The sequence below is a fragment of the Acidovorax sp. genome, assembly GCF_034519795.1.
Classification (GTDB): domain Bacteria; phylum Pseudomonadota; class Gammaproteobacteria; order Burkholderiales; family Burkholderiaceae_C; genus Acidovorax.
This window is the reverse complement of record NZ_JAXHOB010000020.1, coordinates 1-24,813: the sequence shown is the minus strand read 5'-3', so window position 1 is coordinate 24,813 and position 24,813 is coordinate 1. Positions and strand designations below refer to the sequence as shown.

The following is a 24,813-nucleotide window of genomic DNA, read 5'->3' as shown; positions in this document are numbered from 1 at the left end:
GTGAGCAAAACGGGCTATTTCACCCACCGCGACTGCTGGAAGCACGAAATGGGCCCCGGGCACCCCGAGTGCCCCGAGCGGCTCGATGCCATCGAAGACCGGCTGCTGATCACCGGCGTGGGCGATGCGCTGGACCGCCGCGAGGCGCCCGAGGCGTCCCTGGCAGACATCGAGCTGGCCCACGACCGCCTGCACGTGGCCGCCATGCGCGGCCTGTCCGACCGGCTCAACGAAGAGATCCTGGCCGGCGGCCCGAGCTACTCGCAGCTCGACCCCGACACCTCCATCAACGCCCACACCTGGAACGCCTCGCTGCGCGCCGCCGGGGCCGCCCTGGCCGCCACCGATGCGGTGATGGCCGGCGAGGTGGAAAACGCCTTTTGCGCCGTGCGCCCGCCAGGCCACCATGCCACGCGCAGCAAGGCCATGGGCTTCTGCTTCTTCAACAACGTGGCGGTGGCCGCCAAGTACGCGTTGCAGCGCTACAACCTGCAGCGCGTGGCGGTGGTCGATTTCGATGTGCACCACGGCAACGGCACCGAGGACATCCTGACCAATGACCCGCGGGCGCTGATGGTCAGCATTTTTCAGCACCCGTTCTACCCTTACAGCGGCGACCAGGATCCCGCGCCCAACATGGTCAACGTGCCGGTGCCCGCCTACACGCGCGGCATGGACATCCGCGAGATCATCGAGATGATGTGGATCCCGCGCCTGGAGGCCTTCAAGCCCGAGATGATTTTCGTGAGCGCCGGCTTCGACGGCCACCGCGAGGACGACATGGGGCAACTGGGCCTGACCGAATCCGACTACGCCTGGATCACCCAGCGCGTGAAGGACATCGCGCAGCGCTATTCCAAGGGGCGCATCGTCTCCTGCCTGGAGGGCGGGTATGTGATGGGGCCCCTGGCACGCAGTGTGGAGGCCCATCTGCGCGTGCTGGCCGACCTGTGATTTTGGGATTGCAATGACATGACGGAATCCGAACAACATCCCCTCCTGCGTGTTGCGCGCGACGCGCGCGGCGTGGTGACCCTGACCCTGAACGACCCTGCGCGCTTCAATGCCCTGGGCTCGGAAATGCTGACTGCGCTGCAGCAGGCGCTCGATGCTGTGGCGCGCGACGACACTGCGCGCGTGGTGGTGCTGGCGGCCGAAGGCAAGGCTTTTTGCGCCGGCCACAACCTCAAGGACATGGCGGCCCACCCGGACCTGGCCTGGTACCAGCAGCTGTTCGCCCAGTGCAGCCGCATGATGCTGGCCATCCACAAGCTGCCGGTGCCGGTGATCGCGCGGGTGCAGGGCATGGCCACGGCGGCTGGGTGCCAGCTGGTGGCGCAGTGCGATCTGGCGGTGGCTGTCGACAGCGCGACGTTTGCGACCAGTGGGATCAACTACGGCCTGTTCTGCGCTACGCCCAGTGTGCCGCTGGTGCGCAATGTTTCTTCCAAGCGTGCGATGGAAATGCTGTTGACTGGTGATTTCATCGATGCTTCTACGGCTCTGGAGCAGGGGCTCGTGAATCGCGTAGTGCCTGTAGGCGAACTCGATGCGGAGGTGGAGAAGCTCGTGCAGTCGATTTTGCAGAAGCCTCGGGTTGCTGTGGCCATGGGCAAGGCCCTGGTTTACCAGCAGCGGGAGTTGGGGGTGGAGGCGGCATACCAGTTGGCTGGGCAGGCCATGGCGGTGAACATGATGGATGGGGCTGCACAGGAAGGGGCTCGGGCTTTTGTTGAGAAGCGAGCGCCTGCGTGGAAATGATTTTTGAGTGATATGGGTGGTGGTTGCTTCTTCTCTTTTACTGAGGGCGGAGGCCGGGTCTCGGCCCGGCGGCCGAGGTACTTGTTCTTTGCTTCGCCAAAGAAAAGTACCCAAAAGAAAGGCGACCCCGCTGCCCGTGTCCCCATTCGCCCGGTGGGCGAGTGGGGCAGCCTGCGATGCTCGAAGCTGGGGTGCGCCTCGGAACTCGCTGCGTTCTTCGAACTCCGCTCAGACATCTGCGGCGAGTCAGATGACGAAGCGCGTGTGTCCTTCGGCACACGCGCCACCCCAGCTTCTGCGCTTCTCGGCACGGTCAGAAGGGGGTGGGAACGGGCTCCACACGGGCCATTGCTTCGCTCGGCCCCGTGGTCCTTCGCTGCGCTCGGCTCGCCAGGGCGATCGAGCCCACGCGTCGGCAGCGCGCATCGCGACCCGACCCCCGGCGCAGCTGCGAAGCAGCAGCCGTCTTTGTCCCCGCTCCCCACCCCTGCTGGCTGCGCCGAGAAGCGCAGGGCCTGGGGTGGGTGCGTGTGCCGAAGGACACACGCACTTCGTGATCTGGCTTGCCGCAGCTGTTTGAACGGAGTTCGCCCGCAGGGGGAACGCAGTGAGTTCTGCGGCACCACCCCAGGACCGAGCATCGCAGGTTGCCCCCGTTCGCCCGCAAGGGCGAACGGGGGACGCAGACTGGGGGCCGCCTTCTCTTTGGTGACTTTCTCTTGGCGGCCCAAGAGAAAGTTACTGCGCCGCCGGGCGCACATCCCGGCCTCCGCCTTACACCCAAGCAAACAGTCACTATCGGCAAAGAATAGCCCGGCGTGATACAGACCCCAACCGCATGGAAATCCTCGACAAACTCCTCGCCGACTTCAACCACTCCAGCGTCTGGCTGGAACTCGGCGTCCTCGCCGCCGCCATCGCCATCGCCCTGTTCGCCGCCAGACTGATCGGCCGCAACCAACCCCCCGACTCCGTCTGGATCGGCCGCAACACCATCGACGGCCTGCTCTTCCCCCTGATCGCCCTGGTCCTCACCTTCGCGGGCAGACTTGCAGTGGAGCACTACCACCCCGTGTTCGTGCTGCGCATCGCAGTCCCCATGCTGGTCTCGCTCGCGCTGATCCGCTTCATCGCCCGCGTGCTGCGCGTCGCCTTCCCGGCATCGGCGCTCGTGCGCCTGCTCGAAGGGCTGTTCTCCTGGGTCATCTGGGGCGCGGCCGTGCTGTGGATCGTGGGGCTGCTGCCTGCGGTGCGCAGTGAGCTCGACAGCATCACGCTCAACTTCGGCAAGTCCACCGTCAGCGTCGCCACGCTGATCGAGGGCGCGCTGTCGGCCAGCCTGGTGCTGGTCGCGGCGCTGTGGATCTCGGCCACCTTCGAGCGGCGGGTGCTCGCCACGGCCGTGACCGATCTGTCGATGCGCAAGGTCGCCGGCAACGCCGTGCGCGCCGTGCTGCTGCTCGTCGGCATGCTGTTCGCGCTGTCGGCCGTGGGGGTAGACCTCACGGCGCTGTCGGTGCTGGGCGGGGCGGTCGGCGTGGGCCTGGGCTTTGGCCTGCAAAAGCTCGCCTCCAACTACGTGAGCGGCTTCGTGATCCTGCTGGAGCGCTCGCTGCGCATCGGCGACAACGTGCGCGTCGATGGTTTCGAGGGCCGTATTACCGACATCAAGACCCGCTACACCCTGATCCGCGCCGGCAACGGGCGCGAGTCCATCGTGCCCAACGAGACGCTGATCACCCAGCGCGTGGAGAACCTGTCGGACGCCGACCGCAAGTTCAACGTCACCACCAACATCATCGTCGGCTACGACAGCGACGTGGGCCAGGTGCAGGCCATTCTGTGCGCTGCCGCCGCTGCGCAGCCGCGCGTGCTCACGGAGCCCGAGCCCGTGGCCTTTCTCATCAATTTCGCGCCCGATGGGTTGGAGTTCAGCCTCAACTTCTGGATCAGCGACCCCTCGGCCGGCTCGCTCAACCTGCGCTCGGCCATCAACATCGCCATCCTCGAAGGCCTGCGCGCCGCGAACATCGACATCCCTTACCCGCAGCGCGTGGTGCAGTTCAAGGACGGTGCCGTCCCTGCCGGCCTGTCTGCGGGTGCTGCCGTGACCGGTGCCTCCGGCGAGACATCGGGCGGTCTGCCAAGTGCCCTATAATCACCAAAAAGCACGATCGTTCTTTTTTATGCCCCTGCAGCCGATGGGGCGCCGGCCTGCACCCTTTTGGGTGCACTGCGGCATAGAATGTTCCAGTTTACGTAAACGTCAATTCAACCAACTCTAGGAGCCGCAGCAATGAAGGTCTTGGTCCCTGTCAAGCGCGTGGTGGACTACAACGTCAAAGTCCGAGTCAAGTCGGACCAAACGGGTGTGGACATCGCCAACGTGAAGATGAGCATGAACCCCTTTGACGAAATCGCCGTCGAAGAGGCCGTGCGCCTGAAAGAAAAAGGCCTGGTGACCGAAGTCATCGCCGTCTCCTGCGGCGTGGCCCAGTGCCAGGAAACCCTGCGCACCGCCATGGCCATCGGCGCCGACCGCGCCATCCTGGTGGAAACCGACGTCGAACTGCAACCCCTGGCCGTGGCCAAGATCCTCAAAGCCCTGGTCGACAAAGAGCAGCCCGGCCTCGTGATCCTGGGCAAGCAGGCCATCGACGACGACGCCAACCAGACCGGCCAGATGCTCGCCGCCCTGGCCGACCTGCCCCAGGCCACCTTCGCCAGCAAAGTCGAACTCTCCGCCGACAAGGTCAGCGTGACCCGCGAAGTCGACGGCGGCCTGGAAACCCTGGCCCTGACCCTGCCCGCAGTCATCACCACCGACCTGCGCCTGAACGAGCCGCGCTACGTCACCTTGCCCAACATCATGAAGGCCAAGAAAAAGCAGCTCGATACCGTCAAGCCCGAAGACCTGGGCGTGGATGTCACTCCGCGCCTGAAGACCCTCAAGGTCACCGAACCCGCCAAGCGCGGCGCCGGCGTCAAGGTGGCCGATGTCGCCGCCCTGGTCGAGAAACTCAAGAACGAAGCGAAGGTGATCTGAATGTCGGTACTCGTTATTGCTGAACACGACAACGCAAGCGTCAAGGGCGCAACGCTCAACACCGTGACCGCCGCAGTGGCCTGCGGTGGCGACGTCCATGTGCTGATCGCCGGCCACAATGCCGGTGCTGCAGCCACGGCCGCCGGCCAGATCGCCGGTGTGGCCAAGGTGATCCACGCCGACGCCCCGGGCCTGGAACACGGCCTGGCCGAGAACGTGGCCTCCCAAGTGCTCGCCATTGCTGCCAACTACAGCCACATCCTGTTCCCCGCGACCGCCAGCGGCAAGAACGTGGCCCCCCGCGTGGCCGCCAAGCTCGATGTCGCCCAGATCAGCGACATCACCAAGGTCGTCTCCCCGGACACCTTCGAGCGCCCCATCTACGCCGGCAACGCCATTGCCACCGTGCAGAGCGGTGACGCCACCAAGGTCATCACCGTGCGCACCACGGGGTTTGACCCGGCAGCAGCATCCGGTGGCAGCGCAGCGACGGAAACCGCAGCAGCGACCACCGACACCGGCAAGAGCACCTTTGTGGGCAGCGAGATCGCCAAGAGCGACCGCCCCGAACTCACCGCCGCCAAGATCATCGTCTCCGGTGGCCGGGCCCTGGGCAGCAAGGAAAAGTTCGACGAAGTGATGACCCCGCTGGCCGACAAGCTCGGGGCCGCCCTGGGCGCCAGCCGCGCTGCGGTGGATGCGGGCTACGCCCCGAACGACTGGCAAGTGGGCCAGACGGGCAAGATCGTGGCGCCGCAGCTGTACATCGCGGCGGGTATCTCGGGGGCCATCCAGCATCTGGCGGGCATGAAGGACTCCAAGGTGATCGTGGCGATCAACAAGGATGCCGAGGCGCCGATCTTCAGTGTGGCGGACTATGGGCTGGAGGCGGACTTGTTTACCGCTGTGCCGGAGCTGGTCAAGGCGCTGTAAGGCGGCCTGACGGCACCAACTGCCACAGAAGGGCATCGCTTGCGGTGCCTTTTTTTTGAGTTTTTTCTGATATCTCGGAGACATCCATGAGCTACACCGCCCCCGTCAAGGACATGCTGTTCGACATCGAGCACCTGGCCAACATTGAACAGATCGCACAGATTCCCGGCTTCGAAGACGCGGGCCTCGACACCGCCCAGGCCGTGCTCGAAGAATGCGCCAAGTTCAACGAGGGCGTGCTGGCTCCGCTGAACTTCGAGGGTGACAAGAACCCCTCGAGCTGGAAAGACGGCGTGGTCACCACCACCCCCGGCTTCAAGGACGCCTTCCGCCAGTACGGCGAAGGCGGCTGGCAGGGTCTGCAGCACCCGGCCGATTTTGGTGGCCAGGGCCTGCCCAAGACCATCGGCGCGGCCTGCATCGAGATGTGCAACAGCGCCAACATGAGCTTCGCGCTGTGCCCGCTGCTGACCGATGGCGCCATCGAGGCGCTGCTCACGGCCGGCAGCGACGAGCTCAAGGCCAGCTACCTCGAAAAGCTGGTGACCGGCGAGTGGACCGGCACCATGAACCTGACCGAGCCCCAGGCCGGCTCCGACCTGGCCCTGGTGCGCACGCGCGCCGAGCCCCAGCCGGACGGCAGCTACAAGGTCTTCGGCACCAAGATCTTCATCACCTATGGCGAGCACGACATGGCCGCCAACATCGTGCACCTGGTGCTGGCCCGGGTGCAGGGCGCGCCCGAGGGCGTCAAGGGCATCAGCCTGTTCGTCGTGCCCAAGTTCATGGTCAACGCCGACGGCAGCCTGGGCGCGCGCAACGACGCGCACTGCGTGAGCATCGAGCACAAGCTCGGCATCAAGGCCAGCCCCACGGCCGTGCTGCAGTTCGGCGACCACGGCGGTGCCGTGGGCTACCTCGTGGGCCAGGAGAACCGCGGCCTCGAATACATGTTCATCATGATGAACGCCGCGCGCTACGCCGTGGGCGTGCAGGGCATCGCGATTGCCGAGCGCGCCTACCAGAAGGCCGTGGGCTATGCCCGGGACCGCGTGCAAAGCCGCCCCGTGGACGGCTCCATTGCCGCCAGCGCGCCCATCATCCACCACCCCGACGTGCGCCGCATGCTCATGACCATGCGCGCCTACACCGAGGGCTGCCGCGCCATGGCCACCGTGGCCGCAGCCGCCTACGACGCCGCGCACCACCACCCCGACGCCGATGCGCGCAAGCAGAATGCCGCGTTCTACGAATTCATGGTGCCGCTGGTCAAGGGCTACAGCACCGAGATGAGCATCGAAGTCACCAGCCTCGGTGTGCAGGTGCACGGCGGCATGGGCTTCATCGAGGAAACGGGCGCCGCGCAGTACTACCGCGACGCCAAGATCCTCACCATCTACGAAGGCACCACGGCCATCCAGGCCAACGACCTCGTGGGCCGCAAGACCGCGCGCGACGGGGGCCAGACCGCCAAGGGCATTGCCGCGCAGATCGAGAAGACCGAGGCCGAGCTGCTGGCCAACGGGACCCCTGCCGCCAAGGCCGTGGCGCGCCGCCTCACGGCCGCACGCCAGGCCTTCCTCGATGTGGTGGACTTCGTCGCTGGTGGCACCAAGACCTCGCCCAACGCCGTGTTCGCCGGCAGCGTGCCCTACCTCATGCTGGCGGGCAACCTGGTGGCCGGCTGGCAACTGGCGCGCAGCCTGCTGGCGGCCCAGGAGCTGTTGCACAAGGGACAGGATGCCGCCTTCATGCAGGCAAAAATCACCACGGCGCAGTTCTATGCCGAGCACATCCTGGTCAAGGCACCGGGCCTGCGCGACAGCATCGTCGAAGGCGCCGACAGCGTGACGGAGCTGGCGCTCGACTCCTTCTGAGCGCACGGGGGAGACATGCGGGGCCGGCGCGCTGTGCGCGGGCCCTGTACCCCACAAGAACCTGATCCATTCATCCATCCTTCAAACTGGAACGAACCCGCCATGTCCAAGCTGCCTCCCGCATTGCAGAACCTGTCCCTGCCCGTCATCGGCTCGCCGCTGTTCATCATCAGCAACCCCAAGCTCGTGATCGAGCAGTGCAAGGCCGGCGTGGTGGGTTCCATGCCGTCGCTCAACGCGCGCCCTGCCGAGCTGCTCGACGAATGGCTGGCCGAGATCACCGAGACGCTGGCGGCCTACAACCAGGCCAACCCCGACAAGCCGGCTGCGCCCTTTGCCATCAACCAGATCGTGCACAAGAGCAATGACCGCCTGGAGCACGACATGCAGGTCTGCGCCAAGTACAAGGTGCCGATCATCATCACCAGCCTGGGCGCGCGCGAGGACGTGAACCAGGCCGTGCATGCCTGGGGCGGCATCGTGCTGCACGACATCATCAACAACAAGTTCGCGCACAAGGCCATCGAGAAGGGCGCCGACGGCCTGATCGCCGTGGCCGCCGGTGCCGGCGGCCATGCGGGCGTGAAGAGCCCCTTCGCGCTGATCCAGGAAATCCGCCAATGGTTCGACGGCCCCATCGCGCTCAGCGGCTCCATCGCCAGCGGCGATGCGGTGCTGGCCGCACAGGCCATGGGCGCCGACTTCGGCTACATCGGCTCGGCCTTCATCGCCACGCACGAAGCGCGCGCCAGCGACGAGTACAAGCAGGCCATCGTGGCCGGCAGCTCCGACGACATCGTCTACAGCAACCTGTTCACCGGCGTGCATGGCAACTACCTGGCGCCCTCGATCCGCGCCGCCGGCATGGACCCCGACAACCTGCCCGAGTCCGACCCCAGCAAGATGAACTTCGGTGGCGACGCCAAGAAGGCCTGGAAGGACATCTGGGGCTGCGGCCAGGGCATCGGCGCCATCGACGCCGTGACCAGCACCGCCGAGCTCGTGGCGCGCCTGCGCAGCGAATACCAGGCCGCGCGCGCGCGCCTGGCACTCTGAACAGTGGCTGGCTCCCCCGCGCTCTGCGGTGGAAGGGCTAACCCCTAGGGCATGGGTCGCGGGCCTGCAGATAATGATGATCAATAACCAAATGGACCGCAGGGCAGTGGTCCTGGTCGATCATCATTGGCAAGCTGGGGGACGACATGCTTCGGATACTTGTGTTGCTGGCCGCGCTGGGCGCGGCCGGGCTGTGCCATGCCCGCAATGAGGGCGTGACGCCGGACGAGATACGGCTTGGTGCCTCGGCCGTGCTCTCGGGCCCGCTCGGCCCCCAGACCGCGCAGTACGGCGAAGGCTCGCGGCTGCTGTTCGACGCCATCAATGCCCAGGGCGGCGTGCACGGCCGCATGATCCGCTACACCACGCTCGACGATGCCTTCGATGCGCAAAAGGCGGTGGAGAACACGCGCCGGCTGCTTGAGAACGACAAGGTCTTCATGGTCTTCAACAGCACCGGCACCGCGCAGACGGCCGCCATCCTGCCGCTGATCCAGGAGCACCGCACCCTGCTGTTCGGCCCGGTCACGGGCGCCTCGGTGTTCCGCGAGAACTTCAACCCCCACGTGTTCCACGTGCGCGCAGGCTACGCCAGCGAGGCGCAGAAGATCGTCTCGCAGTTGCGCCAGCAGGGCATGGACCGGGTAGCGGTGTTCTACCAGGACGACGGCCTGGGCAAGACGCTGCTGGCAGAGCTCAAGAAGGCCTCCGCGCAGGAAAAGCTGCCTTTCGTGGCCGAGATCAAGGTCGATCCGAAGCAGCCCGATTTCGCCGCCGCCGGCCAGGCCACCGAAAAGGCCCAGCCGCAGGCCGTGATCGTGGCCACGGCGGGCACCACCTTCACCCACTACATCAAGGGTGTGCAGGCCACCTCGGCGCGGCCCACGTACTACGGCTTTTCGGTGGCCAGCATGGACGTGATCCAGCGCGAGCTCAAGGAGAAGTCGCGCGGCATCATCCTCGCGCAAATCATGCCCTCGCTGCGCAGCACCACCGTGCCGGTGGTGGCCGAGTACCTGGCCCTGCTGCGTGCCAAATCCCCTGGCGCGCAGCCCTCGGCCTCGCAGTTCGAGGGCTTCGTGCATGCGCGCCTGCTGGTCGAGGGCCTGCGCCGCGCCGGGCGCAACCTGAGCACCGAATCCTTCACCCGCGCCATGGAGGAGGCCGGCGAGATCTCGTTCGGGCGCTTCAACGTGAAATACTCGCCCAAGAACCACAACGGCTCGACCTATGTGGAGCTTGCCATCGTGGATGCCGAGGGCAGCCTGAGGTACTGATACGGATTTGCCTTCAACCGTCTAACGTCGTTGGTTCGCCTTGCCGTGCTACAGCACTGTCTGCGGCTCCCGCCTAGTCATACGATTGAATGCAAATCCGTATGAAGCGAGCGGCTTGAGGCGTCGGAATTCGCGGCAGCGGACATGCCGCTGGCATGCACGACAGCGCAACTTCTGTAACAAGCGACAATAGGCGGTTGCCCGCACTGGCGGGAGTGTCAATCGCCGTTTCCGTCCTGCACCGCATGTCTTCCGCAACCTTCCGCACCCCCCTGATCGACATGATCAAGGGGCTGGCGTGCGCCGCCATCGTCTGCCACCACCTGGCTTTCTACGGCCCGATGTCCGACATCGCCGCGCCGCTGGCGCCGTGGCTGATGGCCTGGCTGTACGACTACGGGCGCATGGCGGTGCAGGTGTTCCTGGTGCTGGGTGGCTACCTGGCGGTGGCCAGCCTGGCGCCCCAGGGCGTGGCCCGCTTCGACAGCGCGCTGACGGCGGTCGCCAAACGCTTCGTGCGCCTGATCGTGCCCTGCGCCGTGGCCCTGCTGCTGGCGGTGCTGGTGGCCGCGCTGGTGCGCTCCTGGATGAGCCACGACTCCGTGCCCGACGAGCCCACGCTGGCGCAACTGCTGGCCAATGCGCTGCTGCTGCAGGACATCGTGGGCGAAGACGCGCTCTCGGCCGGCGTCTGGTACGTGGCCATCGACTTCCAGCTGTTCACGCTCAGCGTGCTGGTCTGGGCCGCCGTGCGGGCGCTGCCTGGCGCCTGGGCGCGGCGCCATGGGTCCATGCTGGCCCAGGGCCTGCTGGTGGCGCTCACGGCGGCATCGCTGCTGGTGTTCAACCTCGACAGCGGCCAGGACATGTGGGCCTGGTACTTCTTTGGTGCCTATGGCCTGGGCATGATGGCCTACTGGGCCGTGCAGGCGCCGCGCGCCACCGATTGGCTTGCGCTGATCGTGCTGCTCGGCGGTGCCGCGCTGGCGCTGGAATACCGCGGCCGCATCGCCGTCGCGCTGGTGACCGCCGTGCTGCTGGTGGCTGCCCTGCGCTCGGTGCGCCTGCGCCAGTGGCAGGGCCTGGTGCCGCTGGTGCGGCTGGGCCAGATGTCGTACTCGGTGTTCCTCGTGCACTTTGCCGTGTGCCTGCTGGTCAACGCCGTGGTGGGGCATTTGTTCCCTGAATCTCCCGTGCTCAACGCCTTGGGCATGGCGTTGGCCTTTGCCCTGTCGCTGCTGGCAGGGCGCGAACTCTACCAGCGGGTGGAGCGCCACGTGCCCACCTGGTCCATGGCGCTGCGCTGGCAGGCCGGGTTGGTGGGAGCGGGCATGCTGGTGGCCCTCGGCAGCAACTGGGCGTGACTCGCCGGAGGCGCGTGGGGTACTACCCCGAAGCAGGCTTTGGGTTGCCTGCGGGCCGTCAGACAGGCGGCCGGTCCTCACGCCGCTTGCGCTGCTTGTCCAGGAACCAGGCCATGAAGGGCAGCAGCAGCATCGAGCCGGGGATCACCCAGATGAACAGGTAGGGGCTGACCGACGAGGCCGAGCGCATCACGTCGCGCAACTGCTCCCGCTCCTCGGCAGTCCAGTTGCCCTGGCGGCGCTGCTTCATCAGCCAGGCCACCGATCCCTTCATGGTGGCCATCTCGCGCTTCAGGCGGCTCTTCTCGCGGATGTTGCCGGCCAAAAAGGAGCAGAACCATTCCGGGGCCCGCTCCATGCGCTGCTGGAAGGCGGTGGTCGAGTCCGGGTCGAACGCAGGCGCAGCCGCCAGCGCCGTTGCCGGGGCGTTCGGTTCGTCGGGCAAGTGCGGGGGCGCTGTCATGGCCCCCGATTGTCGCAGCAGGGCATGACAACGCAACACCTGTTGTGAATATGCTCCCCCTGAGCCGCTTCGCGTCATCCCCCTGAGGGGGACGCCCCCAGCGCGGCGGGGCGGCCCTTGCGCGGGGGCGCTGGCTCGGCGTGCGCCAGTTTCATGGGCTGCAGGCGTTGCGCAGCGCAATGGAAACTGAAAGTGAGGCTTGGAATCAGCGGTGCAGCTCACCTGCCGCTTCCGGCTGGTACAGGATGGCCTTCACCCGCACCGTCATGGGCTTGCCGCCCGGGCCGGGCCACACCAACGCGTCGCCCACCGCCAGGCCCAGCAGCGCGCTGCCCACGGGCGCGAAGATCGACAGGCGGTCCGCACTGCCGTCCATGTCGCGCGGGTAGACCAGCGTCAGGCAGAACTCCTTGCCCGTCTCCTCGATGGCGAATTGCACCGTGGAGTTCATCGTCACCACATGCGGCGGGATGTCTTCGGGCGCCACCACGTCGGCGCGGTCGATCTCGGCCTGCAGATCGGCCTTGCCGGGGAAGACGCTCGCGGGAATGGCGGCCAGCAGGGCTTCGATGCGGTCGACGTCCAGGGACGACAGGATGATCTGGGGCTTGCGCGCCATGGGGTACCTCGCAGGGGATTGTTGCAAAGGGCGGGACTATAGGCCGGGACGCATCGCTTGCCGGCAATCTCGCACCGCACCGTGCGGGCTTTAGTCCCCTGTGATGTTGCGCGCCTTGATCAGCGCACCAAAGCGCTTGCTATCGCTCATCGCCCGGTCGTGGAACTCCTTGGGCGCCATGGGCGCGGGCTCGCCGCCCAGCGCGGCAATGCGCTCCTGCACGGGGGCCGTGGCCAGGATCTTGTTGATCTCGCGGTTGAGTTTCGTCACCACCTCGGCGGGCGTGCCGGCAGGCGCATAGAAGCCGAACAGGGTGTCGGCGTCAAAGCCCTTCAACCCCACCTCGTCCAGCGTGGGCACATCGGGAAACAGGGGCGAGCGCTTGGCGCTGCCCACGGCCAGCAGGCGCAGCTTGTTGGCCTTCACATGCTGCAGGCCGATGCCCGGGTCGAACATGAAATCCACCTGCCCGCCCAGCAGGTCCTGCATGGCGGGTGCCGCGCCCCGGTACGGCACATGCACCGCGAACACATTGGCCTGGCTCTTGAGCATCTCGGCCGCCAGGTGGGGCGAGCTGCCGTTGCCCGGCGTGCCGAAGGTCAGCTTGCCCGGGTTGGCCTTGAGGTAGGCCAGAAACTCCTGCACGGTGTTCACCGGCAGCGTGGGCCGCACCTCCAGAAACACCAGCACGCGCGCCGCAGCAGCCACAGGCACCAGGTCCTTCACCGGGTCGAACGGCATCTTGGGGTAGATGTGGGGGTTCACCGAGACCATGCCGCCCGAGCTCATGAGCAGCGTGTAGCCGTCAGCCGGCGACTTGGCCACCGCCTCGCCGCCAATGTTGCCGCCCGCGCCGCCCCGGTTTTCCACCACCACGGGCTGGCCCAGCGCCGCCTGCAGCGGCACCGTCACAGCGCGCGCAATCTGGTCGGCCGCCCCGCCCGCCGGGAAGTTCACCACCACCTTGATGGGCTTGGCGGGATAGGCCTGCGCCAGGGCGCCCGCCGGCAGCAAGGCGGCGCCTGCAAGCGCCGCCAGGGCGAGGGCGCCAGCCAAGCGGCGGCGAAGGAAGGGATGCTGGAATGCGTTCTGGTGCGTCATGGTCATGTCTCCGTAAACTGGGTGCCCGGTCGTCCGGGTCTGTTGGGTTGGCTTGCTGCGATGAGAGGGGGCTTGCTCAGGCCACATCCACCTCCACCAGCATGGCCCGGGGGTGCGCCAGCGCATCGCGCAGCACCTGGTGCAGTTGCGCCGGGTCGCTCACCTGCACCGCATCGCAGCCCTGGCCGCGTGCCAGCGCCAGAAAGTCGAGGTCCGGCAGGTCCGTGCCTTCGAGCTTGTCCTCGGGCCCGAAGCCGAAGGTCGGCGCAAACTCCTGCAGCGCGGCATAGCGCCGGTTCTTCAGGATGATGAAGGTGATGGGCAGGCGCAGCTGCGCCGCGCTCCACAGTGCCTGGATGGAGTACATCGCCGAGCCGTCGCCCAGCAGGCCGATGACCTTGCTGCCCGGCTTGGCCAGCGCCACGCCCACGGCGGCCGGCATGGCATAGCCCAGCCCACCGCTGCACATGGTGTAGAAAGTCTCGCTGTGCAGGATGGGCAGGTAGGCATGCATGGCGGCGCGCGAGCTGGGCGCCTCTTCCACCACGATGGAATGCGCGTCGCGCACCTCGGCCAGGGTCTGCATCACGTACTGCACGCTCATCAGCGCCGAGGGCTCGGCACGCGGGCGCACCGCGCGCAGCGGCGGGGCAGGGCGCTTGCGGGGTGCCGGGCGGGCCAGCAGGTCCTGCACGCCCAGGCGCACGCCGCCCACGGCCGAGGTGCCCTCGGGCGTCCAGGCCGCCGTGCCCGGGTCTTCGATCAGCTGCACCAGTTGCGCGCCGGGCGGCACATGCGGGCCGTGGCCCTCCACATGGTAGGTGAAGGCCGCTGCGCCCAGCGCAAACACCAGGTCGTGCCCGCCCAGCAGCGCCACAATTTTCTCGCGCATGGCGGGCAGCACGCCCATGAACAGCCGGTGGTCCTGCGGAAAGCCGCAGCGCCCCGACATGGGGGCGATCCACACCGCAGCGTTGTGCCGCTCGGCCAGTGCCAGCACGTCGTCCCATGCGCCATCGCGGTCCACCGCCGCACCGACCACAAAGGCCGGGCGCTCTGCCGCATCGAGCGCGTCGCCGATGGCGCCCAGCACGCGCGGCTCGGGCCGGGTCTCGGTACTCACTGTGCGTGCTGCCAGCGGCTCACAGGGCTTGTCCCAGTCGTCCGCAGGAATGGACACCAGCACCGGCCCGCGCGGCTGCTGCATGGCGATGTAATAGGCGCGGGCAATGGCCAGCGGCACGTCCTCGGCGCGCGCCGGTTCGATGCTCCACTTCACATAGGGCTTGGGCAGCTCCGTGGCCTGGCCCGAGAACAGGAAGGGGTCGAACGGCAATATGGAGCGCGCCTGCTGCCCGGCCGTGATCACCATCGGCGTGCGGTTCTTGTGCGCCGTGAAGATATTGCCCATGGCATGGCCCACCCCGGCCGCCGAGTGCAGGTTCACAAAGGCCGCGTTGTGCGTGGCCTGGGCATAGCCATCGGCCATGCCCACCACCACCGCCTCCTGCAGGCCCAGGATGTAGCGAAAGTCCTTCGGGAAGTCGAGGAACAGCGGCAGCTCGGTCGAGCCCGGGTTGCCGAAGATGGTGTTGATGCCGAAGCCGCGCAGCAGGTCGAGCACCACCTCGCGCACGGTAGGGCGCAGGTCGGTGGCGGGGGCGGCGCCGGCAGCACGGGAATCAAGGGCCTGGAGCATGGGGCAGGGTGGATAGCAAAAGGAAGCACCGATCTTCGGCCCCCGCCGCACATCCATCAATACAATGAAGCGACTAAGCAGTATTCGCCCAATGCATATCAAGGACATCGACCTCAACCTGCTGCGCCTGTTCGATGCGGTCTACCGCACACGCAGCGTGAGCCGCGCGGCCGAGCTCATGGACCTGACGCAGCCCGCAGCCAGCCAGGCGCTCACGCGGCTGCGCCTGCTGATCAAGGACCCGCTGTTCGTGCGCGCGGGCGGCGGCGTGCAGCCCACGCCCAAGGCCGACCGTCTGGCCGACGCCGTGCGCAGCGCGCTGGGTACGCTCGAAGAAGCGCTCAACGAATCCGCGCTGTTCGACCCCCTGCAGTCGCGCAAGGTGTTCCGCATCCACATGAGCGACATCGGCGAGGGCCGGTTTTTGCCCGACCTCATGCTCGCGCTGCGCCAGCAGGCCCCCGGCGTGCGGCTCGAAACCCTGCCCGTGCCGGGCGACCAGATAGCGCCCCTGCTCGACAGCGGCCGCATCGACTTCGCCTTCGGCTTTCTGCCCGCCGTGAAGGACACGCAGCGCGTGCAGTTGCTGGGTGACCGCTACATCGTGCTGCTGCGCGAAGGCCACCCCTTCGCCAAACGCCGGCGCAACGCCACGGCATTGCTCGACGACCTGCGCCAGCTCGAATTCGTCGCCGTGCGCTCGCACTCGGACACGCTGCGCATCCTGGCCCTGCTGCAGCTCGAAGACCGGCTGCGCCTGACCACCGAGCACTTCATGGTGCTGCCCTCCATCGTGCGCGGCACGGATCTCGCCGTGGTCATGCCGCGCAACATCGCACGCGGCTTTGCGGCGCAGGGCGGCTACACCATCATCGAGCCTGCGCTACCGCTGCGCGACTTCACCGTGTCGCTGCACTGGAGCAAACGCTTCGAGGCCGACCCGGGCAACCAGTGGCTGCGCGCGGTGATCGAGGGGCTGTTCAAGGAGTAGTGCCGCCAAGGCGGGCGTTAGACTGGCATGCGCATTCGGAGTACATGGTGACGACAACCCTTCCCCCACGAACCTTCGGCCTGGCCGCCCACCGCCTGCACCGCTCCACCGCCGATGGCGGTCTGGCCCAATGGGCCGCAGCGTCGCGGCCGGCCCTGGCCGAACTCCAGCTCGGCATCGCCGCCGTGGGCGGCTGCGCCGACGCCATCGAGCAACATGCCCTGGCCAAGCACTTCCCCCACCTCATGCGCCTGCCCTACGGGCGCGAGGGCGGGGTGATGCGCGTGGTCTCGCGCATTGCGGGCGGCGTACACCCTGAGCAGGAACTGGCCGGCGCCATCTACCTGCTCGACCCGCTCGACCCCTCGTCCCTCTACCCCGAGGCGCAGGCCCTCAAGCGCCAGTGCATCTCGCATGGCAAGCCGCTGCTGCTCACGGTGGCCGCCGCCGTCGAATGGGTGGCGGTGGAAGCGGCGCTGCAGGCCGGGGTCTCGCTGCGCGAGCGCCAGCCGGCGATGGTGCCCGCCATCGACAAGCAATCCGTCGCGCTGATCGCCCACGATGCCTTGAAGTCGGCCATGGTGGACTTCGCCTTCCGCCACTTCGACCTGCTCTCGCAGACGCGGGAGCGCTTTGCCACCGGCACCACGGGCGGCCGGCTCAACGAGATGGCCTGGTCGCGCGGTTGGCCGCGCGACCTGCCGTGGGTGCAGCCTCTGCGCAGCGGCCCGCTGGGCGGTGACGCGCAGATCGCCGAGCTGGTGCTGGACCAGCGCTGCGACAAGGTGCTCTTCTTCGAGGACGTGCATGTGGCGCGCCAGCACGAGGCGGACATCCAGTTGCTGGAGCGCGCCGTCTGCACCAAGAGCTTCGAGGCCGCCTGCTACCACACGCCTGCCATGGCAGACGCCTGGGCAAGGGCCTGGGCATAGAACGAGAGGGCTCTGCGCCAGCGGCGCGAGGTTTGTAAGCGGCAAGACACGCCAGGGGCAATCGGGTACGATAGCTGTGTAAAAACACAGTATTCGACGACGCTTCCTTGAAGCCCACCCGGTTTCCCCTCCATGCCCGCCTCGACCCGACCACCCGACGACAACGCCCCCCAGGTGATGCAGGAGGTCCGCATCCCCCTCGCAGCCATCCGCGGCCGGGGCGCGGCCACGGCGCTGGCGCACCGCTTCGTGCGCGACACGCGCGAGGTGGTGGACGACGGCTGGGACGCGTATGTGGAAGAGGGCGACGAACAACCCGCGCCACTTGCCACCCAGGTGCACCTGGAAACGGCCAAGAGCGCCATCTGCGCCAACGATTCGCCGGACATCTTCTTCGAGCTCTCGGTCAACCCCTACCGGGGCTGCGAGCATGGCTGCGTCTACTGCTACGCGCGGCCCACGCACAGCTACCTCAATATGTCGCCGGGGCTTGATTTCGAAACCCAGATCATCGCCAAGCACAACATCGCCGCACTGCTGCGCGATGAGCTGGGCCGGGCCAGCCATGTGCCGCGCCTCATCAACATCGGCTCAGCCACCGACTGCTACCAGCCCGTGGAGCGCGAGCTGCAACTCACGCGCGGCCTGATCGAGGTGATGCGCGACATGCGCCACCCGTTCTCGCTGATCACCAAGTCCGCCGGGGTGGAGCGCGACCTCGACCTGCTCGCCCCGCTGGCCGCGCAGCGCCTGACCGCCGTGTACGTCACCATCACCACGCTCGACGCCGCCCTGGCGCGCCGCATGGAGCCGCGCGCCGCCGCGCCCCACCGGCGCCTGCGCACCATCCGCACGCTGGCCGAGGCGGGCATCCCCGTGGGCGTGAGCGTCGCACCGCAGATCCCGTTCATCACCGAAGACATGGAGCTGGTGCTGCAGGCCGCGCACGAGGCCGGGGCGACCAGTGCCTTCTACACCGTGCTGCGCCTGCCGTGGGAGCTGGACCCCCTGTTCCGCGAGTGGCTGGAGCTGCACTACCCGCAGCGCGCGGCGCGGGTGATGGCGCGGGTGCAGGATCTGCATGCGCTGGACCCTGCGCAGCGCGATGCGGGCAAGGTCTACGCCAGTGACTTTGCCACGCGGATGAAGGGGACGGGGTTGTGGGCCGATATGTTGCGACAGCGCTTTGGGGCCACTTGCCGCAAGTTGGGGCTCAACCGGGTGCGGACGGAGTTGGATTTGACGCAGTACCGGGCCGGGTTTGCGAAGAATCAGGGGTGTTTGTTTTGAGCATTTTGTTTTGTTGGTGAAGGGGTTTTGTTGGTGGTTGCTGCATGCTTTGATGACGGGCGGAGGCCGGGATGTGCGCCCGGCGGCGCAGTAACTTTCTCTTGGGCCGCCAAGAGAAAGTCACCAAAGAGAAGGCGGCCCCCAGTCTGCGTCCCCCGTTCGCCCTGTCGGGCGAACGGGGGCAACCTGCGATGCTCGGATCTGAGGTGGGCGTCGATGAACTCGCTGCGTTCTTCGAACTCCGCTCAGACAGCATCGACGAGCTAGAGGACGAAGTGCGTGTGTCCTTCGGCACACGCACCCACCCCAGCCCCTGCGCTTCTCGGCGCAGCCAGCAGGGGTGGGGAGCGGGTACCACCCGGCTGCTGCTTCGCAGCTGCGCCTGGGGTCGGGGACGCGCGCGCTGCGCGCTGCCGACGGCTGGGGCGCAGCCGCCCTGCCCAGGCCAAGCGCAGCGAGGCAGTTGGGGCCGAGCGAAGCAATGGCCCGTATGGAGCCCGCTCCCACCCCCTTCTGACCGTGCCGAGAAGCGCAGAAGCTGGGGTGGCGCGTGTGCCGAAGGACACACGCGCTTCGTCATCTGACTCGCCGCAGCTGTTTGAACGGAGTTCGCCCGCAGGGGGAACGCAGTGAGTTCTGCGGCGCACCCCAGCTTCGAGCATCGCAGGCTGCCCCACTCGCCCACCGGGCGAGTGGGGACACGGGCAGCGGGGTCGCCTTCTCTTTGGTGACTTTCTCTTGGCGACTCAAGAGAAAGTTACTGCGCCGCCGGGCGCACATCCCGGCCTCCGCCTTCAACCAAAGCACGCCATCAAAACAGCCACATCGCCGTATGCACATCCTGTGCACGCCATGGAAAAGATCGCTTGCTCAGGACTTGCGCGGCGCCGCCCCCGCCCCATCGGCCTTCGCCTGCGCCGCCCCCGCATCCCGGCACGGCGTAAACATGTCCTGCTCCGGCTGGTAAGCCCCCGTCTGCACATCCATCAGCCCCAGCACCGAATGAAAATAATGGTCGTGCGTGATGCGCCGCGTGGCCAGGTCCTTTTGCAGGCAACCCGTGCTGGCCCCGATGCGCGCCTGCATGGCGGGCGAGAGCCAGGTGATCCAGGGCACGTGCTTTTGCACGTCGGGCGCAATCGAATAGGGCAGGCCGTGCAGGTAGAGGTTGTTCTCACCCAGCGACTCGCCATGGTCGGCCACGTACACCATGGCCGTCTGGGCCGTGGCGTCCTGCCGGCCCAGCCATTGCAGCACGCCATCGAGAAAGCGGTCCGTCTCCACCACGCTGTTGTCGTAGGCGTTCACCACCTGCTGGCGGTCGCACTCTTGCAGCGCGGCGGATGCGCATTCGGGTGCAAACTTCTTGGCATCGGGCGCCGAGCGCTTGAAGTACGCCGGCCCATGGCTGCCCAGCTGGTGCATCACCACCACCGTGCCGCGCTGGCGCTGCTCGGCCGGCAGGGCAGCGATGCGCGCGTCCAGGTCTTTCAGCATGATGCGGTCCAGGCACTCGCCCTTGTGGGCGCACAGCTCGGGGTCTTTCAGGTTGGCGGTGTTGGTGTCGCCCAGGCGGTCACACACGCCCTTGCAGCCCGACTGGTTGTCGAGCCACAGCACGGCCAGGCCGGCGTGGTGCAGCACGTCGACCAGGCTCTCGAAGTTGGCCGATCGGCCCTCGTAGCCGCTCTTGCCCAGGTGCGAGAACATGCACGGCACCGATGCCGCCGTGCTGGTGCCGCACGACCAGGCATTGCCCGCGCTCACCAGCTCCTTGCGGCGCGCCGACAGCAGGGGCGTGGTGTCGCGTGCATAGCCGTTGATGCCGAAATTGCCGCTGCGCCCGGTCTCGCCCAGCACCAGCACCAGCAGCGGCGGCTTGGCCTGGCCCGCATAGCTGGCGCCCAGGTGGGCGTCGCGGCCCACGGGGATCAGCGTGTGGTTGTCCATGCGCAGCGGTCGGGTTGCCACGTTGCCCAGGGCGTACACGCTGTTGAGCGGGTTGATCAAATAGCGCAGCTTGGTGTGGTTGCGCATGGTGGACGAAAAGTCCTGAAACACCATCAGCAGGCTGGCCACGATGACCACGATGGAGCCCGCCAGCAGCAAGCCGTTGTGCGCCACCTGTTTGAGCGGCGACAGGCGCCGCACCGGCGTGCGCGCCAGCCACAGCAGCGGCGGTGCAGCCAGCGCAGCCACGGTGAGCAGCATGCGCAGGCCCAGCAGGTCGCCCGCCTCGTGCACATCGGTCTGCAACACGTTGGTGAGCATGCTCGCGTCGATGGCAATGCCATAGGCCAGCATGAAATACGCGCCAAAGGCGGCCATCACCACCAGCAGGGCGGCTGCGGGCTTGAGCGTCCAGCGCCAGGCCAGCAGGGCCAGCAGCCCGGCGTTGCCCGCCGTGACGATGGCCCCAAAGGCCAGCGCAAAGCCCCAGCCGCGCAGGCTGCCGTGGCCCGGCAGCGTGGCCACCTCGCGCCACAGCGGCACATTGCACACCGTGGCCAGCCACAGGCTGATCAGCAGCACCACCCAGGCCGGGTGCAGTTCCTCCCGCGGCGGTACCGTGGGGTCGGGGCTGGTGGCATGCGAGGTGGAAGAAGAGGGCGGAAGGGGCCGCAGCTGCGGCAGGGTCTGGTGCATGGCGGGAGTCTCCCGCCGCAGGCTTAAGTGGCCATTAATGCCAACTTAGCGTTTGATTAGCGCCCGCAGGGCTGGCTTGGCGCCAGCCGGATTTCACACGCCGGGTTGGCCGCCCAACTGCCCCGCATGGTGCACCAGGTGGTCCGCCATGAAGCTCTGGATGAAGTAGTACCCATGGTCATACCCCTCGTGCCGGCGCAGCGTGAGCGGCTGGCCAATGGCTTTGCACGCCGCCTCGAACAGCTCCGGGTGCAACTGCGTGGGCAAGAACTTGTCGGCCAGCCCCTGGTCGATCAGGATGCCCGCCGGGTAGGGCGCAATAGGGTGGTTCTGCATCAGCACCGTGGCATCGTGCTCGATCCAGCCCGTGCGGTCCGCACCCAGGTAGCCGGTGAAGGCCTTCTCGCCCCAGGGGCACTGCGTGGGCGCGCAGATGGGCGCAAATGCCGACACACTCTTGAACCGCCCCGGGTGGCGCAGCGCCAGTGTCAGCGCACCGTGCCCGCCCATCGAGTGGCCAGAGATGCCCAGGCGCTCGCCGTCCACCGGCAACTGCGCCAGCACCTGCGGCAGCAGCTCCTTCACCAGGTAGCTTTCCATGCGCCAGTGCCGCGCCCAGGGCCCGGCCGTGGCGTCCAGGTAAAAGCCCGCACCCACGCCAAAGTCCCAGCTTTCCGCCTCGCCCGGCACGTTGGCGCCACGCGGGCTGGTGTCGGGCGCAATCAGCGCCAGCCCCAGCTCGGCCGCCAGGCGCTGCGCCCCGGCCTTGACCATGAAGGTCTCTTCGGTGCAGGTCAGCCCCGCCAGGTACAGCAGGGCCGGCACGGGCCCCTGCTGCGCCGCTGGCGGCAGAAAGACCGAGAACTTCATCGGCAGCCCGATCTCGGTGGAGGCATGCTGGTAGAAGCGCTGCACGCCGCCAAAGCAGGCGTGTTCGCTGAGCAGTTCGAAGGGTGTGGATGTGTTCGACATGTTTCGGTTCGCAAGGCTTTCGTGATCGACGCTTATGCCGTGTCCTACGGATTTGGATTCAGCCGGATGAAGGGCCTGTCAACACTATTCTCGGGGATCGCGTTGCCCGGCCTGGGGGCTGGATGTTAGGCGCCCGTGCGCAGCAAGGTGTGCACCTTGCAAGCGCGGGCAACGCCGCAGACGGCCCCCAGGCCGGGCAACCCGAAGGGAAGGCCCCTTGCCGGCCCGCCACTCGTCGTTGCGCTCCTTGCGTGTGCAAGGGCACACGCGGCGTCGCGCGCCTAGATTTGCACGCCGGCAAAGGCCTTCGCGACCCCGCGAATAGTGTTGGCAGGCCCTCGGCGGGGAGCCGCAGACAGTGCTTTTGCACGGCAAGGCTCCCCAACGACGTTAGCCGGTTGAAGGCAAATTCGTTCAGGCGGCGTACTTGACGACGGAGCGGATCGACTTGCCTTCATGCATCAGGTCAAACGCCTCGTTGATGTCCTTGAGCCCCATGGTGTGCGTCACAAACGGCTCCAGCTGGATCTTGCCGGCCATGGCGTCTTCCACCATGCCGGGCAGCTCGCTGCGGCCCTTTACGCCGCCAAAGGCCGTGCCCATCCACTTGCGGCCCGTGACCAGCTGGAAGGGGCGGGTGGAGATCTCCTGGCCGGCCCCGGCCACGCCGATGATGACCGACTGGCCCCAACCGCGGTGCGCGCATTCCAGCGCCGCACGCATCACGTTCACATTGCCGATGCACTCGAAGCTGTGGTCCACGCCCCAGGTCGTCATCTCCACGATCACCTGCTGAATCGGCTTGTCATGGTCCTTGGGGTTCACGCAGTCGGTCGCGCCAAAGGTGCGGGCCAGGTCGAACTTGCTGGGGTTGGTGTCCACGGCGATGATGCGCCCGGCCTTGGCCAGCTTGGCGCCCTGGATCACCGCCAGCCCAATGCCGCCCAGGCCAAACACCGCCACCGTGTCGCCCTCCTGCACCTTGGCCGTGTTCTTCACCGCGCCCAGGCCCGTCGTCACGCCGCAGCCCAGCAGGCACACCTGCTCGGGGTTGGCGTCGGGGTGGATCTTGGCCAGCGACACCTCGGCCACCACCGTGTACTCGCTGAAGGTCGAGCAGCCCATGTAGTGGTAGATCGGCTGGCCGTTGTAGCTGAAACGCGTTGTGCCATCGGGCATCACGCCCTTGCCCTGCGTGGCGCGCACTGCTACGCACAGGTTGGTCTTGCCGCTCTTGCAGAACAGGCACTCGCCGCACTCTGCGGTGTACAGCGGGATCACATGGTCGCCCGGCTTCACGCTGGTCACGCCTTCGCCCACCTCCACCACAATGCCCGCGCCTTCATGGCCCAGCACCACGGGGAACAGGCCCTCGGGGTCGTCGCCGCTCAGGGTGAACGCATCCGTGTGGCACACACCCGTATCGGTGATGCGGATCAGCACCTCGCCCTTTTGGGGCGGCGCCACGTCGATCTCGACGATCTGCAGGGGTTCTCCGGCCTTGAAGGCCACGGCGGCTTTGGATTTGATGGTCATGGTGTTGGGGTGATTGGTTGGTAATGGGGGAGGGCGATGGGGCTCTGCGGCCCGCATCGCGCGTGTTGACTTCGTGACTGTAGGCCATGTGCAGGGCTATCCAAAACCCATGGCCGCAGACCTTGGGGGTATGGCCGAATTCAACGGTACACAGCCTTGGCGGACATCGGCCCCCGTATAGTCCATCGCTCTTTCCCCGCATTTGCGCGCCCATGGACCACCCACACCACCACCACCCCGCCGGCCAGCCCCACCGCATCGACCTCGTCGTCTACCCCGGCTTCAAGGCGCTCGAAGCCGTGGGCCCCATGTCCGTGTTCGACTACGCCAACGTCCACCTGCGCCAGCACGGCCGGCCCGACGGCTACGCCGTGCGCGTGGTCGCAGCCCAGGCCGGGGCCGTGCAGTCCGACACCCTGATGGCCCTGACCGCCACCCACACCCTGGCCGAGCTGGAGCAGCACCAAGGGAAAGAAGGCGGCACAGGCTGCACCGTGGTGCTCGTCGGCTCGCGCAACATCGAGCAGGTGCTGGCCGCCTCGCCCGACCTGGTCGCCTGGGCCGCCCGCGTGGCCCCGCGCGTGGACCGCATGATCGCCCTGTGCTCCGGCAGCTTCTTCCTGGCCGCCGCCGGTTTGCTCGACGGCCGCCGCGCCGCCACCCACTGGAGCGTGGCCGCCCTGCTGCGCCAGCGCTACCCCGCCATCGACGTGGACCCCGACGCCATCTACGTGCGCGACGGCCCGCTGTGGACGTCTGCAGGCGTCACCGCCGGCATCGACCTGGCGCTGGCCCTGGTGGAAGAAGATTTTGGCCACGCCCTCGCGCTGGAGGTGGCGCGCGATCTGGTCATGTATCTCAAGCGCCCGGGCGGGCAATCCCAGTTCAGCGTGCAACTGGCCAGCCAGGGCACCGCCCACCGCGACATCCAGGCTGTGCAGACCTGGGTGCTGGAGAATCTGCAGGAGCCCATGCCCCTGGCCGCACTGGCCGCGCGTGCGGCCATGAGTGAGCGGCACTTTCGCCGAGTGTTCGTGCAGGAGACGGGGCAGACGCCGTCGGCGTTTGTCGATGCGGCGCGGCTGGAAGGGGCGAGGCGGTTGCTGGAGTCAACCTCTCAGCCACAGGCCGCTCTGCCGCTGAAGACCGTGGCCGCGCGCGTGGGCATGGGGTCGGAGCAGGCGTTGAGGCAGTTGTTTGTGCGGCAGTTGGGGGTTACACCGCAGGCGTATCGGGAGAGGTTTGGGGGG

General features: G+C 67.3%; 20 protein-coding genes. 13 read left to right on the top strand and 7 right to left on the bottom strand.

What is annotated here, in order from left to right:
- The 9 genes from U5N23_RS21405 (at position 1) to U5N23_RS21365 (ending at position 11,314) form a co-directional block, all read left to right on the top strand.
- Positions 1-954: a histone deacetylase family protein gene (locus U5N23_RS21405; protein ID WP_322594758.1), complete on the top strand. Its 954-nt coding sequence runs from the start codon at positions 1-3 to the stop codon at positions 952-954.
- Between the two features lie 18 nt (positions 955-972).
- Positions 973-1,761, top strand: coding sequence for an enoyl-CoA hydratase (locus U5N23_RS21400; RefSeq protein ID WP_322594757.1), 789 nt, complete (start codon positions 973-975; stop codon positions 1,759-1,761).
- A gap of 838 nt (positions 1,762-2,599) precedes the next feature.
- Positions 2,600-3,919, top strand: a complete 1,320-nt coding sequence (locus U5N23_RS21395) for a mechanosensitive ion channel family protein (protein WP_322594756.1) — start codon at positions 2,600-2,602, stop codon at positions 3,917-3,919.
- Positions 3,920-4,057: 138 nt separating this feature from the next.
- Complete coding sequence (locus U5N23_RS21390) at positions 4,058-4,807, top strand: electron transfer flavoprotein subunit beta/FixA family protein (protein ID WP_322594755.1); 750 nt, start codon at positions 4,058-4,060, stop codon at positions 4,805-4,807.
- Positions 4,808-5,740 carry an electron transfer flavoprotein subunit alpha/FixB family protein gene (locus U5N23_RS21385; protein ID WP_322594754.1) on the top strand — a complete coding sequence of 311 codons (933 nt, stop codon included), beginning with the start codon at positions 4,808-4,810 and terminating at the stop codon, positions 5,738-5,740.
- 86 nt (positions 5,741-5,826) lie between these two features.
- Positions 5,827-7,617 carry an acyl-CoA dehydrogenase C-terminal domain-containing protein gene (locus tag U5N23_RS21380; protein ID WP_322594753.1) on the top strand — a complete coding sequence of 597 codons (1,791 nt, stop codon included), beginning with the start codon at positions 5,827-5,829 and terminating at the stop codon, positions 7,615-7,617.
- Between the two features lie 102 nt (positions 7,618-7,719).
- The gene (locus U5N23_RS21375) at positions 7,720-8,673 is read left to right on the top strand and encodes a nitronate monooxygenase family protein (RefSeq protein ID WP_322594752.1); all 954 of its coding nucleotides are present in this window, start codon (positions 7,720-7,722) and stop codon (positions 8,671-8,673) included.
- A 146-nt stretch (positions 8,674-8,819) separates the two neighbouring features.
- Complete coding sequence (locus U5N23_RS21370) at positions 8,820-9,950, top strand: ABC transporter substrate-binding protein (RefSeq protein WP_322594751.1); 1,131 nt, start codon at positions 8,820-8,822, stop codon at positions 9,948-9,950.
- 245 nt (positions 9,951-10,195) lie between these two features.
- Positions 10,196-11,314: an acyltransferase gene (locus tag U5N23_RS21365; RefSeq protein ID WP_322594750.1), complete on the top strand. Its 1,119-nt coding sequence runs from the start codon at positions 10,196-10,198 to the stop codon at positions 11,312-11,314.
- Between the two features lie 58 nt (positions 11,315-11,372).
- Here U5N23_RS21365 and U5N23_RS21360 read toward each other — a convergent pair whose 3' ends face one another.
- From U5N23_RS21360 to mdlC, 4 genes are all read right to left on the bottom strand, one after another.
- A complete protein-coding gene (locus U5N23_RS21360; RefSeq protein WP_322594749.1) occupies positions 11,373-11,777 on the bottom strand; it encodes a hypothetical protein in 405 nt (134 codons plus the stop codon).
- Positions 11,778-11,982: 205 nt separating this feature from the next.
- Positions 11,983-12,396: a nucleoside diphosphate kinase regulator gene (gene rnk / locus U5N23_RS21355; protein ID WP_057199729.1), complete on the bottom strand. Its 414-nt coding sequence runs from the start codon at positions 12,394-12,396 to the stop codon at positions 11,983-11,985.
- 90 nt (positions 12,397-12,486) lie between these two features.
- Entirely contained in the window at positions 12,487-13,497 is a 1,011-nt protein-coding gene (locus U5N23_RS21350) for a tripartite tricarboxylate transporter substrate binding protein (RefSeq protein WP_322594748.1), read from the bottom strand.
- A 76-nt stretch (positions 13,498-13,573) separates the two neighbouring features.
- On the bottom strand, positions 13,574-15,196 hold the full coding sequence (gene mdlC, locus U5N23_RS21345) for a benzoylformate decarboxylase (protein ID WP_322594747.1): 1,623 nt from the start codon (positions 15,194-15,196) through the stop codon (positions 13,574-13,576).
- A gap of 91 nt (positions 15,197-15,287) precedes the next feature.
- Between mdlC and U5N23_RS21340 the strand changes: the two genes are divergently transcribed.
- The 3 genes from U5N23_RS21340 to U5N23_RS21330 all read left to right on the top strand — a co-directional run bounded on the left by U5N23_RS21340 (position 15,288) and on the right by U5N23_RS21330 (position 18,409).
- Positions 15,288-16,187 (top strand): LysR family transcriptional regulator, encoded by a 900-nt coding sequence (locus U5N23_RS21340; RefSeq protein WP_322594746.1) that lies wholly within the window; start codon positions 15,288-15,290, stop codon positions 16,185-16,187.
- Between the two features lie 47 nt (positions 16,188-16,234).
- Positions 16,235-17,119, top strand: coding sequence for a methylglyoxal synthase (locus tag U5N23_RS21335; protein WP_322594745.1), 885 nt, complete (start codon positions 16,235-16,237; stop codon positions 17,117-17,119).
- A 177-nt stretch (positions 17,120-17,296) separates the two neighbouring features.
- Positions 17,297-18,409 carry a PA0069 family radical SAM protein gene (locus tag U5N23_RS21330; RefSeq protein WP_322595540.1) on the top strand — a complete coding sequence of 371 codons (1,113 nt, stop codon included), beginning with the start codon at positions 17,297-17,299 and terminating at the stop codon, positions 18,407-18,409.
- Positions 18,410-19,279: 870 nt separating this feature from the next.
- Here U5N23_RS21330 and U5N23_RS21325 read toward each other — a convergent pair.
- The 3 genes from U5N23_RS21325 to U5N23_RS21315 form a co-directional block, all read right to left on the bottom strand.
- Positions 19,280-21,055 carry a phosphoethanolamine--lipid A transferase gene (locus U5N23_RS21325; protein ID WP_322594744.1) on the bottom strand — a complete coding sequence of 592 codons (1,776 nt, stop codon included), beginning with the start codon at positions 21,053-21,055 and terminating at the stop codon, positions 19,280-19,282.
- Between the two features lie 93 nt (positions 21,056-21,148).
- The gene (fghA, locus tag U5N23_RS21320; RefSeq protein ID WP_322594743.1) at positions 21,149-22,027 is read right to left on the bottom strand and encodes an S-formylglutathione hydrolase; all 879 of its coding nucleotides are present in this window, start codon (positions 22,025-22,027) and stop codon (positions 21,149-21,151) included.
- Between the two features lie 414 nt (positions 22,028-22,441).
- The gene (locus U5N23_RS21315; protein ID WP_322595539.1) at positions 22,442-23,557 is read right to left on the bottom strand and encodes an S-(hydroxymethyl)glutathione dehydrogenase/class III alcohol dehydrogenase; all 1,116 of its coding nucleotides are present in this window, start codon (positions 23,555-23,557) and stop codon (positions 22,442-22,444) included.
- Between the two features lie 218 nt (positions 23,558-23,775).
- Between U5N23_RS21315 and U5N23_RS21310 the strand changes: the two genes are divergently transcribed.
- Positions 23,776-24,813, top strand: a 1,038-nt coding sequence (locus U5N23_RS21310) for a GlxA family transcriptional regulator (protein WP_322594742.1), incomplete at its 3' end; no start/stop codon positions are given.